Consider the following 13,365-nt stretch of genomic DNA (forward strand, 5'->3'; position numbering starts at 1 on the left):
TGATGAATGAGACTGGCTGATAATCCGTCCGTAAGGTTACAATCAGTACAGCAGGTGTTTTCAATTTTGATCCAGGAGACGGAAATGTCATACAGTGGCGAACGAGATAACTTTGCACCCCATATGGCTCTGGTGCCAATGGTTATTGAACAGACCTCACGTGGTGAGCGTTCTTTTGATATCTATTCCCGTCTGCTCAAGGAACGCGTTATCTTTCTGACTGGCCAGGTGGAAGACCATATGGCTAACCTGATCGTGGCGCAGATGCTGTTTCTGGAAGCGGAAAACCCGGAAAAAGACATTTACCTGTACATTAACTCCCCGGGTGGCGTGATTACAGCAGGTATGTCCATTTATGACACCATGCAATTCATCAAGCCTGATGTAAGCACTATCTGTATGGGTCAGGCTGCATCTATGGGCGCATTCCTGCTAACAGCAGGGGCGAAAGGTAAGCGTTTCTGCTTGCCAAATTCCCGCGTGATGATTCACCAGCCGCTGGGCGGTTACCAGGGGCAGGCGACGGATATCGAAATCCACGCCCGCGAAATTCTGAAAGTAAAAGCGCGCATGAATGAACTTATGGCGCAGCATACGGGTCAACCACTCGAGCAGATTGAGCGCGATACCGAGCGCGATCGCTTCCTCTCTGCTCCAGAGGCAGTTGAGTACGGCTTAGTCGACTCCGTGTTGACCCATCGTAATTGATGCCCGCGACGCGAGTGTGCCGCTATACTAAGGTAGGGCGGCACGCTGCTGATTGCAGCTTGCGTCTTAGAATGGCATTTGCGTCGTCATGTGCGGCACAAAGAACTTAAAAAGAGGTTTGGACTCATGACAGATAAACGCAAAGATGGTTCGGGCAAACTGCTGTACTGCTCTTTTTGCGGCAAAAGCCAGCATGAAGTGCGTAAACTGATTGCCGGGCCGTCCGTGTATATCTGCGACGAATGTGTCGATTTATGTAACGACATCATTCGCGAAGAGATTAAAGAAGTCGCACCGCACCGTGAGCGCAGCGCGCTGCCAACGCCGCATGAAATTCGTCATCACCTTGACGACTACGTCATCGGACAGGAGCAGGCCAAGAAAGTGCTGGCGGTAGCGGTCTATAACCACTACAAACGTCTGCGTAACGGCGACACCAGCAATGGCGTAGAACTGGGTAAAAGTAACATTCTGCTGATCGGCCCAACCGGTTCCGGTAAAACGCTGCTGGCTGAAACCCTGGCGCGCCTGCTTGATGTTCCGTTCACGATGGCGGATGCCACCACCCTGACCGAGGCCGGTTATGTGGGTGAGGACGTCGAAAACATCATCCAGAAACTGCTGCAGAAGTGCGATTACGACGTACAGAAAGCCCAGCGCGGGATTGTTTACATCGATGAGATCGACAAGATCTCCCGTAAATCTGACAACCCGTCCATTACCCGTGACGTATCGGGTGAAGGCGTACAGCAGGCACTGCTGAAGCTGATCGAAGGTACGGTTGCCGCCGTTCCGCCGCAGGGTGGTCGTAAACACCCGCAGCAGGAGTTCCTGCAGGTTGATACCTCCAAGATCCTGTTCATCTGTGGCGGCGCGTTTGCTGGTCTGGACAAAGTCATCTCCCACCGTGTTGAAACCGGCTCCGGCATTGGTTTTGGCGCAACGGTGAAATCGACGTCCGAAAAACCAAACGAAGGCGAACTGTTGTCTCAGGTTGAACCGGAAGATCTGATCAAATTCGGTCTGATCCCTGAATTCATCGGCCGTCTGCCGGTAGTGGCAACGCTGAATGAGCTGAGCGAAGACGCGCTGATCCAGATCCTGAAAGAGCCGAAAAATGCGCTGACCAAGCAGTATCAGGCGCTGTTCAATCTGGAAGGCGTTGATCTGGAATTCCGTGACGAAGCGCTGGATGCTATTGCCAAGAAAGCGATGGTCCGTAAAACCGGTGCGCGTGGTCTGCGTTCAATTGTTGAAGCGGCACTGCTCGATACTATGTACGATCTGCCGTCGATGGAAGACGTTGAGAAAGTGGTGATTGACGAGTCCGTGATTAGCGGCCAAACCAAGCCGCTGCTGATTTACGGCAAACCGGAAGCGCAGCAGGCATCTGGCGAATAATTAACCAAATCATACAAGCAGTTAATCAAAAAGGGGGGATTTTATCTCCCCTTTACTTTTTCCGTATTCATAGCGTTGAATGTGTGGGAAACATCCCCATATACTGGATACATGTTAATGGTTATGTGAAGCACAGTGACATGACCAGCTTACCTGGCGGACACTAACTAAGAGAGAGCTCTATGAATCCTGAGCGTTCTGAACGCATTGAAATCCCCGTATTGCCGTTGCGCGATGTGGTGGTTTATCCGCACATGGTCATACCCTTATTTGTAGGGCGGGAAAAATCTATCCGTTGCCTCGAAGCCGCCATGGATCATGATAAAAAAATCATGCTGGTGGCGCAGAAAGAAGCATCAACGGATGAGCCGGGTGTAAACGATCTTTTCACCGTCGGGACCGTGGCCTCTATTTTGCAGATGCTGAAGCTGCCTGACGGCACCGTAAAGGTGCTGGTAGAAGGCCTGCAGCGTGCGCGTATTACCACTCTGTCAGATGATGGCGAGCACTTCTCTGCAAAGGCAGAGTACCTTGATTCGCCTGAGCTTGATGAGCGTGAACAGGAAGTGCTGGTTCGCACCGCGATTAGCCAGTTTGAAGGCTATATCAAGCTGAACAAGAAAATTCCACCAGAAGTGCTGACGTCGCTGAACAGCATCGACGATCCTGCGCGTCTGGCGGACACCATCGCTGCACATATGCCGCTGAAGCTGGCTGACAAACAGTCCGTGCTGGAAATGTCCGACGTTAACGAACGTCTGGAATACCTGATGGCGATGATGGAGTCTGAAATCGATCTGCTGCAGGTTGAGAAGCGCATTCGCAACCGCGTCAAAAAGCAGATGGAGAAATCTCAGCGTGAGTACTATCTGAATGAGCAAATGAAGGCCATTCAGAAAGAGCTGGGCGAGATGGATGACGCTCCGGACGAAAACGAAGCGCTGAAGCGTAAGATCGACGCGGCGAAGATGCCGAAAGAGGCGAAAGAGAAGGCTGAAGCAGAACTGCAGAAGCTGAAAATGATGTCTCCAATGTCGGCTGAAGCGACCGTTGTACGCGGCTACATTGAGTGGATGGTGCAGGTTCCGTGGAACGCCCGCAGCAAGGTCAAAAAAGACCTGCGTCAGGCGCAGGAAATCCTGGATACCGATCACTACGGCCTGGAACGCGTGAAAGACCGCATTCTTGAGTACCTCGCGGTACAAAGCCGTGTAAACAAAATTAAAGGCCCAATTCTGTGCCTGGTTGGACCGCCGGGGGTGGGTAAAACCTCTCTGGGTCAGTCCATCGCCAAAGCGACCGGACGTAAGTATATCCGTATGGCGCTGGGTGGCGTACGCGATGAAGCGGAAATCCGCGGTCACCGCCGTACCTACATTGGTTCTATGCCGGGTAAACTGATCCAGAAGATGGCGAAAGTGGGGGTTAAAAACCCGCTGTTCCTGCTCGATGAGATCGACAAGATGTCGTCGGACATGCGCGGTGACCCTGCGTCTGCACTGCTGGAAGTGCTTGATCCAGAACAGAACGTAGCGTTCAGCGATCACTACCTGGAAGTGGACTACGACCTGAGCGATGTGATGTTCGTGGCGACCTCCAACTCCATGAACATTCCGGCCCCGCTGCTGGACCGTATGGAAGTGATCCGTCTCTCCGGTTATACCGAAGATGAGAAGCTGAACATCGCTAAGCAGCACCTGCTGCCGAAACAGATTGAGCGTAACGCGCTGAAAGCTAACGAGCTGACCGTCGAGGACAGCGCGATTATCGGCATCATTCGCTACTACACCCGTGAAGCGGGCGTGCGTAGCCTTGAGCGTGAAATCTCCAAACTGTGTCGCAAAGCGGTGAAACAGCTGCTGCTGGATAAGAGCCTGAAACACATTGTGATTAACGGCGACAATCTGCATGCCTATCTGGGCGTTCAGCGCTTCGACTACGGTCGCGCGGATAACGAAAACCGCGTTGGCCAGGTGACTGGCCTCGCATGGACGGAAGTGGGCGGCGATCTGCTGACCATCGAAACCGCCTGTGTGCCGGGCAAAGGCAAGCTGACCTACACCGGCTCGCTGGGTGAAGTAATGCAGGAATCCATCCAGGCGGCGCTGACCGTGGTGCGCGCGCGCGCGGAGAAACTGGGTATCAACCCTGATTTCTACGAAAAACGCGACATCCACGTGCACGTTCCTGAAGGGGCGACGCCGAAAGATGGCCCAAGCGCGGGTATTGCCATGTGTACCGCTCTGGTTTCCTGCCTGACAGGTAACCCGGTGCGTGCCGATGTGGCAATGACCGGTGAAATCACGCTGCGTGGTCAGGTTCTGCCGATTGGTGGTTTAAAAGAAAAACTGCTGGCGGCACACCGCGGTGGGATCAAAACCGTATTGATCCCTTACGAAAATAAACGCGATCTGGAAGAGATTCCGGATAACGTGATTGCCGATCTGCAGATCCATCCTGTGAAGCGAATTGAGGAAGTTCTCAGTCTCGCATTGCAGAATGAACCCTCCGGAATGCAGGTTGTAACCGCAAAATAGTGACCTCGCGCAAAGAGCGTCAATAAAAACAAGGCTGGTAAGTCATTTCGCACTTGCCAGCCTTTTTTTGTATAGCTAATTTAGATTGCTGATTAGGTCAGCCATCAACAACGGGTGTTGTAAGGTCATGGCAGGCCTGATATAACTGCTGCGCGGTCGCGTTGTGAAGGATTCAGGCGCGATATAAATTATAAAGAGAGGAAGAGAACAGTGAATAAATCTCAACTGATTGACAAAATTGCTGCTGGTGCTGATATTTCTAAAGCTGCAGCTGGACGTGCGTTAGATGCCTTAATTGCTTCTGTTACTGAATCTCTGCAGGCTGGGGACGACGTTGCACTGGTAGGCTTCGGTACTTTTGCTGTTAAAGAGCGTGCTGCCCGTACTGGCCGCAACCCTCAGACCGGTAAAGAGATCACCATTGCTGCTGCTAAAGTGCCGGGTTTCCGTGCAGGTAAAGCGCTGAAAGACGCAGTAAACTGATTGCTTTCCCGTTTCAGGGAAGCCGGAAAGTACAAGGGCGCATCATTTGATGTGCCTTTTTTGTTTGTCCAGACCTGATTTGTGCGAGTTTATGCGAGTTGTGGGCTGACAATCGCCCCGTTTTCTTGTCACAATACGCCTTCACGCGCGACGGGCAGGATTTTCCGTCAGCGTCAGGTAACCAGTCACCTACAGCGGAGTGTTGTTACACCATGATGGACAGCTTACGCACGGCTGCTAACAGTCTCGTGCTCAAGATTATTTTCGGTATCATTATCGTGTCGTTCATATTGACCGGCGTGAGCAGTTACCTTATTGGCGGTGGCGCAAACTACGCCGCAAAAGTGAATGGCCAGGAAATCAGCCGTGGTCAGTTCGAGAATGCTTTTGCCGGTGAACGTAACCGTATGCAGCAACAGCTGGGCGACCAATTCTCTGAACTGGCGGCGAACGAAGGGTACATGAAGACCCTGCGCCAACAGACACTGAACCGTCTTATCGACGAAGCGCTGCTTGATCAGTATGCCAAAAAACTGGGCCTTGGCATCAGCGATGAGCAGGTGAAAAAAGCCATCTTCTCCACGCAAGCCTTCCAGTCTAACGGTAAATTCGACAACGCGCGTTACAACAGCATCGTCAATCAGATGGGGATGACGGCCGATCAGTACGCTCAGGCGCTGCGTAACCAGCTGACCACCCAGCAGCTCATCAATGCCGTTGTGGGCACCGATTTCATGCTCAAAGGTGAAACGGACGAACTGGCCGCGCTGGTGGCGCAGCAGCGTGTTGTACGCGAAGCGACCATTGATGTGAACGCCCTGGCGGCGAAACAGCAGGTTAGTGATGCTGACGTTAACGCTTACTACGAGCAGAACAAGAATTCCTTTGTTTCTCCAGAGCAGTTCCGCGTGAGCTATATCAAGCTGGATGCGGCCGCGCTGCAGGAAACCGCGTCTGATGCTGAAATCCAGTCTTACTACGATCAGCATCAGGATCAGTTCACTCAGCCGCAGCGTAACCGCTACAGCGTGATTCAGACGAAAACCGAGGCCGATGCTAAAGCGGCGCTGGATGAGCTGAACAAAGGCGCTGATTTCGCGACCGTTGCGAAAGCGAAATCCACCGACATTATCTCTGCGAAAAACGGCGGTGATATGGGCTGGCTGGAAGACGCGACCACTCCTGACGAGCTGAAAAATGCCGGTCTGAAAGAGAAAGGTCAGCTGTCAGGCGTCATTAAGTCTTCCGTTGGTTTCCTGGTCGTGCGTCTGGACGACATCACCGCGGCGAAAACCAAGCCGCTGGCTGACGTTCGCGATGATATCGCGGCGAAAGTGAAACAGGAAAAAGCGCTGGATTCCTACTACGCGCTGCAGCAGAAGGTGAGCGATGCTGCCAGCAACGATAACGAATCTCTGGCAGGTGCAGAGCAGGCGGCGGGCGTGAAGGCGGTTGAGACGGGTTGGTTTGGTCGTGACAACCTTCCGGAAGAGCTGAACTTCAAACCGGTTTCTGATGCCATCTTCAACGGTGGTCTGGTGGGTGAGAACGGCACGCCGGGCAGTAACTCTGACATCATTACCATCGACGGCGATCGTGCGTTTGTGTTGCGCGTCAGCGAACACAAGCCAGAAGCGGTCAAACCGCTGGCGGAAGTGAAGGATCAGGTTGTCGCTCAGGTTAAGCACAACAAAGCGGAACAGCAGGCGAAACTGGATGCTGAGAAGATTCTGTCCGATCTGAAAGCGGGTAAAGAAGATGCGCTGAAAGCGGCTGGCCTGAGCTTCGGTGAAGCGAAAACGCTGAGCCGTACCGGCCAGGACCCAGTCAGCCAGGCCGCGTTTGGTTTGACTCTGCCTGCGAAGGACAAGCCAAACTTCGGTACCACCACCGATACGCAGGGCAACGTCGTTCTGCTGGCGCTGGATGAAGTGAAAGCCGGCACCCTGCCAGAAGCGCAGAAGAAAGCAATGGTTCAGGGAATTACCCAGAACAATGCTCAGATTGCCTTCGAAGCCATGATGAGCAACCTGCGTAAAGAAGCCAAAATCAAGCTGGGTGATGTGATGACTCAGCAGCAGTAATTACGTGTCTGCTCGCAGATTTTCGTAACGCTCTGCAAAAACTAAAGGCCGCTTTCGCGGCCTTTTCCATTTCTGCAATCTGCTGTTTGTACCGGTTTTAACTGGCGGATATCGTGACGTGGCTGTCAACAAACAAGGAGATAACAGCATGAAATGTGGAATCAAAGCACTGTTAATTACGCTGGCTATTGCCACCACCGGGATGAGTGCGGGTGCGATGGCGTCGGCCCCCGCCGCCAAAACACAAGCTACCCAGAGCAAGTCCGACGCGGCAGCGCCGGTGCTAGGGCAAACCAAAGCGACAGACGCCGGTAAAAGTGCGGATGATGACGGTACGCGGGTCAGTATCAATTCGGCCTCAGCGGAAGATCTCGCCCGCGCGATGAATGGCGTGGGCCTGAAAAAAGCGCAGGCCATCGTCAGCTACCGCGAAGAGTATGGTCCTTTCAAAACGGTCGACGATCTCAAGCAGGTGCCGGGCATGGGCAGCGCGCTGGTTGAGCGCAACCTCTCACACCTGACGTTGTAATTACGCAATTTCTTGCACTGCGGCAAAATTTTGCCAGGATAAAGAGGTCATACCAGTTATGACCTCTCTTCCTACAATAACAGTAAAGGCTATTGCGCTATGCAGACAAAAATCAAAGTACGCGGTTTTCATCTCGACGTTTATCAGCATGTTAACAATGCTCGCTATCTTGAGTTTCTTGAAGAAGCTCGCTGGGACGGGCTGGAAAACAGCGAAAGCTTTCAGTGGCTGACCGCGCACAACATCGCGTTCGTGGTCGTCAATATCAACATCAACTACCGCCGTCCGGCCGTGCTGGGTGATGCGCTCACGGTCACCAGCCAGGTGCAACAGATCAATGGCAAAAGTGGGGTCTTAAGCCAGGTGGTGACGCTCGATCCAGAAGGGCAGGTGGTGGCAGATGCGTTGATCACGTTTGTCTGTATCGATCTGAAAACGCAGAAAGCGCTACCGCTGGAAGGGGAATTGCGGGAAAAGCTGGAGTTGATGATCGCGTAAGACATGTCAAGGCGTACTCGTGCTGTCGATACCTGTTTGCGACAGCACGGTCAAGTAGCCCTATTTAAGTCCGGTTTTTTTCTGCATCGCGGCCATCACGCCAATTTTATCGGCGAGATAATGGTTCAGCCCGTTAGCGCGCAGATTACAGGCCGCGCACTGGCCGCAACCGTCGCCTTTGATGCCGTTATAGCAGGTGAGCGTTTCGCTGCGCACAAGGTCCAGCTTGCCCCAGTAGTCCGCCAGCGCCCAGGTTTCGGCTTTATCCAGCCACATGAGCGGGGTTTCAAAGCGCGTCTCTTTCGCCATCCCCAGATTAACGGCGTGGTTTAACGCCTTCACGAACTCATCACGACAGTCCGGGTAGCCGGAGAAGTCGGTCTCGCACACGCCCGTGATCACCGCTTCCGCTTTTACCTGGTAGGCGTAGATCGCCGTAAGGGTCAGGAAGAGGATATTACGGCCCGGCACGAAGGTATTCGGAATGCCGCTGGCATCGGGTTCGTAGTCCGGGACGGGAATACTGTCGCGGGTGAGGCTGCTCACGGCCAGTTCATTTAACAGCGTAACGTCCAGCACCTTGTGCGCGCGTGCGCCCAGTTTCAGGGCAAGTTCACGGGCAACGTCGATTTCAGCGCGATGACGCTGACCATAATCGAAAGTGACACAGTGAACTTCATCGTACTGATGAAGGGCCTGAACCAGGCAGGTAGTAGAGTCTTGTCCTCCGCTGAACACGACGACGGCACGTTTCATAAATCATCTCGACTGTTACGGTAAAAACGTTATGTTACCGTCTGACCACGACGGCGACCAGCTTCTTCACGATTTGGGCGCGGGCAGCCAGGCTTCGGTAAAGTCAAACCAGCCGCGGGTGTTGAGGCGTATACCATTCACGCCAGGCGGAGCACTGATTTGGTATTGATAATTAAAGAGTGGCGTCAGCACCGCACTCTCCATTAGCCGGTTGAAGATGGCTTGCAGCCCCGCGTGTCTATCCCGAGCCTCGGCCTGAGTCTGTACCGCATCCAGCGTGGCTTGCAGATGAGCGTAAGCCGGAGCGCTAAGAACGTGCGGCCAGAGGGCATCGCAGCGCAGCCACTGTTCAAGCGTATATTCCGGCGCTTCGCCAATTAGCCTGTCCCCCATCATGATGTCTGCATCGGCAAGCTCCAGGCATCCGTCCCACGTCTTGGCGTCGTGAAAGATGACGATCAGTTCACACCCCTGTAGCGCCAGGTATGCCTTCAACTGGCTGGCCATGGTGTGAAGCTCAACAGGGAGATGGTAAACCAGCGTCAACGCTTCAGGGAGGGTTACGTCCGATAAATCAGGCCATTCGGGGATTGTCCAGTCGGGAAGCAGTTCCTGGGTGGGCGTGATGAGCCCTTCGTTTAGCGGAAGTGTATGGAGAAGCCTGGAGAGATGAATGATATTGATAAGCCGTTTTGCCTGGATCTCACTCAGGCGCGCGCTCTGTTTTAGCGTGAGGTAACAGAACCCCAGGCTGGTGCTGCTGCTTACCAGCCGCAGACTTTCCAGCTCGTCGGCCTCGCCGATCGCGATTTGCACCGGGTGGCGACAGCTGGTGCCCAGGCTGTAATCAAAAAGCTGGGGAGTGATCCAGTATTCGATGGCTTTGAGCAGCGGATGGCTCAGGTGATACTGCTCATGGCTTTCCAGACGAACCAGGTCGGGCTCAAAGCCGGCCAGCCGAAACGGGCCACTGCCAACCGCAGGATGGTCGGGATGCGCCAGACGGCTACAGTAGGTTGCCAGCCTGTGCGGCAGCCAGTAGTCCGGTTGATGCAGCGTAAACGTCAGACACTGTGGATGCGTTGTTTCAATGCATAAGACGCTCTGAAACAGAGTGCGCAGGGCAGGAAGCGTCAACAGCGCTGTCAGACTTCGCTGGAGTTGCGCCGTTTCTATTTTATCGCCGTTATGCCAGTGCAGGGTGGAGCGAATGTAGAAATGCCAGCGCAGGCCGTCATCAGAGACATCCCAGTGATGCGCCAGATCGCCCGCGGGTTCACTGCTGTTACCGTTAAAACGCGTCAGGCCTGAGAAGACCTGTCCCGCCAGATGCTGCTCTGCCCGGCCCGGTAAATACCCCGGCTGAAGCGGCTCCAGCGAGCGATAGTAGGGAATGCGCAGCGTCGGCGTGTCGTTTTGCCACTGCCCGCCCAAAAAAGGATGCAGTAATGACCGCAGCGCTTCAGGGGCAAGCTGGGCCAGTTCCAGCGCGTTATGCTGCTGCCCGCTTTTCAGCGCCTCTTCCATCATCGCATTACGCAGTGACTCCGGGGCGACATGGAACGTTAGCTCGCCGCGCTTACCGCGGCCAGACTGCGCTCGCCAGCTGAGCCAGCCCGCTTCCTGAGCCTGGCGCAGCAGGGTTCGGACATGCCGCTCGCTGCAAAAACAGCGGGCGGCAAGCTCGCTGATGGTGACCTGTTGCGTTGCACCCAGGGAAGGCTGCCAGAGGCGGTGATACTGGTTGAGTCGATTGAGCTGGCGCATAAGAAACCCGGAACAATAATTATCATCTATTCACTATTACTTCCGTATATCTCACACGATACTGATGCACAAGTTAACCGCATCACATTTCGGGAGTAATCATGGCTCGGCTCGCTGCATTTGATATGGACGGTACGCTGTTAATGCCGGATCACCGTTTAGGGGAAAAAACCCTGAACACGCTGAAGCGCCTGCACGAGCGTCATGTCACCCTGACGTTTGCGACCGGGCGTCATGTGCTGGAGATGCGCCATTTGCTGGGGGCGTTTTCCCTCGACGCCTTTCTGATCACCGGCAACGGGACGCGAATTCACTCCGTAGAAGGCGATGTGCTGCACCGACAGGATCTCAACCCGGAAGTGGCGGATATCGTGCTGCACAGCACCTGGGACACGCAGGCCAGTATCCACGTCTTTAACGATCGGGGCTGGTTTACCGGAAGCGAAATCCCGGAATTATTGCACGCGCATGTTTACAGCGGCTTTAAATACCAGCTTATTGATCTGCGTCGGATCCCCGCCCATGCGGTAACTAAGATCTGCTTCTGCGGCGATCACGACGATCTGTGCCGCTTAAGGATTCAACTGAATGAGGCGCTGGGCGACCGGGCGCACCTGACCTTCTCGGCGGTGGATTGTCTGGAAGTGCTGCCGGTGGGCTGTAACAAAGGCTCCGCTCTGGCGGTGCTGAGCGACCACCTGGGCTTAACGCTGCAGGAGTGTATGGCGTTTGGTGACGCCATGAACGACCGCGAAATGCTGGGTAGCGTAGGTCGCGGTCTGATCATGGGGAATGCGATGGCGCAGCTGAAAGCAGAACTTCCCCATCTGCCGGTTATTGGCCACTGCCGCAATGAAGCAGTGTCCCATTTTTTGACACATTGGCTGGACAACAACAACCTCCCGTATTCCCCCGAATAGTGAGACCCTTCCAGCAAGCCAGACTTAGGTCTGGCTTTTTTTATTTCACAAGCTGTGCAATCTGCGCTTTCCACGGGGCGATATCGCCGATGTTGGCCTGCACCCACTCCGCGTTGTAGTAGGTATCGAGATAACGCTCGCCGCTGTCGCACAGCAGCGTGACGATGGAGCCGGTGCGGCCCTCTTCGCGCATACGGGCGGCAAGCTGCAGTGCGCCCCACATATTGGTGCCCGTCGATGCACCCACTTTGCGCCCCAGCTGCGTCTCCAGCCAGTGCGCCGTTGCCACGCTGGCGGCATCCGGCACGCGCATCATCTCATCCACAACGTCGGGGATGAAAGAGGGCTCCACGCGCGGGCGGCCAATCCCTTCAATTTTACTGCCCACCGGGCTGCGCAGACCGGCATCGCGGTTTTGCCAGTAGTCGAGAAACACGGAGTTCTGCGGGTCAACCACCATCAGTTGGGTATCGTAGCCCTGACAGCGGATATAGCGTCCAATCGTGGCTGACGTGCCGCCGGTACCGGCGCTCATGACGATATAGGACGGAACCGGATGCGGTTCGTGGGTCATCTGGCGGAAAATACTGTCGGCAATGTTGTTATTGCCGCGCCAGTCCGTCGCGCGCTCGGCGAAGGTGAACTGGTCCATATAGTGGCCGTTCAGCTCACGGGCCAGCATTTCAGAGGCGGCGTAGATTTCGCAGGCGCTTTCCACAAAGTGGCAGCGACCGCCGTAAAATTCGATCTGCTCGATTTTGCGTTTTGCGGTGCAGGACGGCATCACCGCGATAAACGGCAGGCCCAGCAGGCGGGCGAAATAGGCTTCGGACACCGCCGTTGAGCCGGACGAAGATTCAATAATAGTGGTGCCTTCTTTAATCCAGCCGTTACATAAACCGTATAAAAACAGCGAGCGCGCCAGGCGATGCTTCAGGCTGCCGGTAGGATGGGTGCTTTCGTCTTTCAGATAGAGCTGAATGCCGTCAAATCCCGGCAGAGAAAGGCGAATCAGGTGCGTATCCGCCGAGCGCTGATAGTCGGCATTGATTTCGCTGATCGCATGTTTAACCCAAGTGCTATTCATCATCGTTATCCGTTTGTCATTTTGTGCCTAGGATAGCGAAAAGCACAGAAAAAATTGTTGCTATCTGGCCTTTAAAATAGAATGAAGAGAGAAAAATTTTCTCTGTGAGGTGGGTATGCTAGATAAAATTGACCGCAAGCTCCTTTCATTGCTGCAAAATGACTGTACCCTCTCTTTGCAGGCGCTGGCAGATGCCGTTAATCTGACCACCACCCCGTGCTGGAAGCGCCTAAAGAAGCTGGAAGATGACGGTATTCTTCTGGGGCGCGTCGCGCTGTTAGATCCCGAAAAGCTGGGGCTTGGGCTGACGGCGTTTGTGCTGATAAAAACCCAGCATCACAGCAGCGAGTGGTATTGCCGCTTCGTCACCCAGGTGTCGGAGATGCCCGAGGTGCTCGGTTTCTGGCGTATGGCCGGAGAGTATGATTACCTGATGCGCGTCCAGGTGGCCGACATGAAGCGCTATGATGATTTCTACAAGCGGCTGGTGAACAGCGTCCCGGGTTTGTCGGACGTCACCTCAAGCTTCGCCATGGAACAGATTAAATACACCACAGCATTACCTATTGAATAACTTCGTAAAATACCTTCAGGA

General features: G+C 54.3%; 12 protein-coding genes. 9 read left to right on the top strand and 3 right to left on the bottom strand.

Annotated elements, in window-relative coordinates; genetic code table 11:
* Positions 1 to 84 precede the first annotated feature (84 nt).
* The 7 genes from clpP to BJ885_RS00855 all read left to right on the top strand — a co-directional run bounded on the left by clpP (position 85) and on the right by BJ885_RS00855 (position 8,240).
* Positions 85 to 708 (top strand): ATP-dependent Clp endopeptidase proteolytic subunit ClpP, encoded by a 624-nt coding sequence (gene clpP / locus BJ885_RS00825; protein ID WP_010428105.1) that lies wholly within the window; start codon positions 85 to 87, stop codon positions 706 to 708.
* Between the two features lie 126 nt (positions 709 to 834).
* Positions 835 to 2,109 (top strand): ATP-dependent protease ATP-binding subunit ClpX, encoded by a 1,275-nt coding sequence (clpX, locus tag BJ885_RS00830; RefSeq protein WP_023310570.1) that lies wholly within the window; start codon positions 835 to 837, stop codon positions 2,107 to 2,109.
* 182 nt (positions 2,110 to 2,291) lie between these two features.
* Positions 2,292 to 4,646: an endopeptidase La gene (lon, locus tag BJ885_RS00835; RefSeq protein WP_023334706.1), complete on the top strand. Its 2,355-nt coding sequence runs from the start codon at positions 2,292 to 2,294 to the stop codon at positions 4,644 to 4,646.
* A gap of 210 nt (positions 4,647 to 4,856) precedes the next feature.
* Entirely contained in the window at positions 4,857 to 5,129 is a 273-nt protein-coding gene (gene hupB / locus BJ885_RS00840) for a nucleoid-associated protein HU-beta (RefSeq protein WP_002444653.1), read from the top strand.
* A gap of 212 nt (positions 5,130 to 5,341) precedes the next feature.
* A complete protein-coding gene (ppiD, locus tag BJ885_RS00845; RefSeq protein WP_121930972.1) occupies positions 5,342 to 7,213 on the top strand; it encodes a peptidylprolyl isomerase in 1,872 nt (623 codons plus the stop codon).
* Between the two features lie 148 nt (positions 7,214 to 7,361).
* Positions 7,362 to 7,742: a helix-hairpin-helix domain-containing protein gene (locus tag BJ885_RS00850; protein WP_121930973.1), complete on the top strand. Its 381-nt coding sequence runs from the start codon at positions 7,362 to 7,364 to the stop codon at positions 7,740 to 7,742.
* Positions 7,743 to 7,841: 99 nt separating this feature from the next.
* On the top strand, positions 7,842 to 8,240 hold the full coding sequence (locus BJ885_RS00855; protein ID WP_121930974.1) for a YbgC/FadM family acyl-CoA thioesterase: 399 nt from the start codon (positions 7,842 to 7,844) through the stop codon (positions 8,238 to 8,240).
* A gap of 60 nt (positions 8,241 to 8,300) precedes the next feature.
* Here BJ885_RS00855 and queC read toward each other — a convergent pair whose 3' ends face one another.
* Positions 8,301 to 8,996: a 7-cyano-7-deazaguanine synthase QueC gene (gene queC / locus BJ885_RS00860; RefSeq protein ID WP_029739901.1), complete on the bottom strand. Its 696-nt coding sequence runs from the start codon at positions 8,994 to 8,996 to the stop codon at positions 8,301 to 8,303.
* A gap of 66 nt (positions 8,997 to 9,062) precedes the next feature.
* Positions 9,063 to 10,763 carry an SgrR family transcriptional regulator gene (locus BJ885_RS00865; protein ID WP_121930975.1) on the bottom strand — a complete coding sequence of 567 codons (1,701 nt, stop codon included), beginning with the start codon at positions 10,761 to 10,763 and terminating at the stop codon, positions 9,063 to 9,065.
* 101 nt (positions 10,764 to 10,864) lie between these two features.
* Between BJ885_RS00865 and cof the strand changes: the two genes are divergently transcribed.
* Positions 10,865 to 11,683: an HMP-PP phosphatase gene (cof, locus tag BJ885_RS00870; protein ID WP_029739899.1), complete on the top strand. Its 819-nt coding sequence runs from the start codon at positions 10,865 to 10,867 to the stop codon at positions 11,681 to 11,683.
* Positions 11,684 to 11,723: 40 nt separating this feature from the next.
* On the opposite strand, the gene BJ885_RS00875 is transcribed toward cof, so the two are convergent.
* Entirely contained in the window at positions 11,724 to 12,773 is a 1,050-nt protein-coding gene (locus tag BJ885_RS00875; RefSeq protein WP_220683620.1) for a PLP-dependent cysteine synthase family protein, read from the bottom strand.
* 112 nt (positions 12,774 to 12,885) lie between these two features.
* On the opposite strand from BJ885_RS00875, the gene BJ885_RS00880 reads away from it, so the two are divergent.
* Positions 12,886 to 13,344 (top strand): Lrp/AsnC family transcriptional regulator, encoded by a 459-nt coding sequence (locus tag BJ885_RS00880; RefSeq protein WP_023310581.1) that lies wholly within the window; start codon positions 12,886 to 12,888, stop codon positions 13,342 to 13,344.
* The last annotated feature ends 21 nt before the right edge of the window (positions 13,345 to 13,365 follow it).

Source organism: Enterobacter sp. WP_7_1 (assembly GCF_003688535.1).
In the GTDB taxonomy this organism is placed as follows: Bacteria; Pseudomonadota; Gammaproteobacteria; order Enterobacterales; family Enterobacteriaceae; genus Enterobacter; species Enterobacter asburiae.

Coding starts and splice junctions, on each gene's coding strand:
- clpP (WP_010428105.1), top strand. CDS start 85: ATGTCATACAGTGGCGAACGAGATAACTTTGCACCCCATATGGCTCTG.
- clpX (WP_023310570.1), top strand. CDS start 835: ATGACAGATAAACGCAAAGATGGTTCGGGCAAACTGCTGTACTGCTCT.
- lon (WP_023334706.1), top strand. CDS start 2,292: ATGAATCCTGAGCGTTCTGAACGCATTGAAATCCCCGTATTGCCGTTG.
- ppiD (WP_121930972.1), top strand. CDS start 5,342: ATGATGGACAGCTTACGCACGGCTGCTAACAGTCTCGTGCTCAAGATT.
- BJ885_RS00850 (WP_121930973.1), top strand. CDS start 7,362: ATGAAATGTGGAATCAAAGCACTGTTAATTACGCTGGCTATTGCCACC.
- BJ885_RS00855 (WP_121930974.1), top strand. CDS start 7,842: ATGCAGACAAAAATCAAAGTACGCGGTTTTCATCTCGACGTTTATCAG.
- queC (WP_029739901.1), bottom strand. CDS start 8,996: ATGAAACGTGCCGTCGTCGTGTTCAGCGGAGGACAAGACTCTACTACC.
- BJ885_RS00865 (WP_121930975.1), bottom strand. CDS start 10,763: ATGCGCCAGCTCAATCGACTCAACCAGTATCACCGCCTCTGGCAGCCT.
- cof (WP_029739899.1), top strand. CDS start 10,865: ATGGCTCGGCTCGCTGCATTTGATATGGACGGTACGCTGTTAATGCCG.
- BJ885_RS00875 (WP_220683620.1), bottom strand. CDS start 12,773: ATGATGAATAGCACTTGGGTTAAACATGCGATCAGCGAAATCAATGCC.
- BJ885_RS00880 (WP_023310581.1), top strand. CDS start 12,886: ATGCTAGATAAAATTGACCGCAAGCTCCTTTCATTGCTGCAAAATGAC.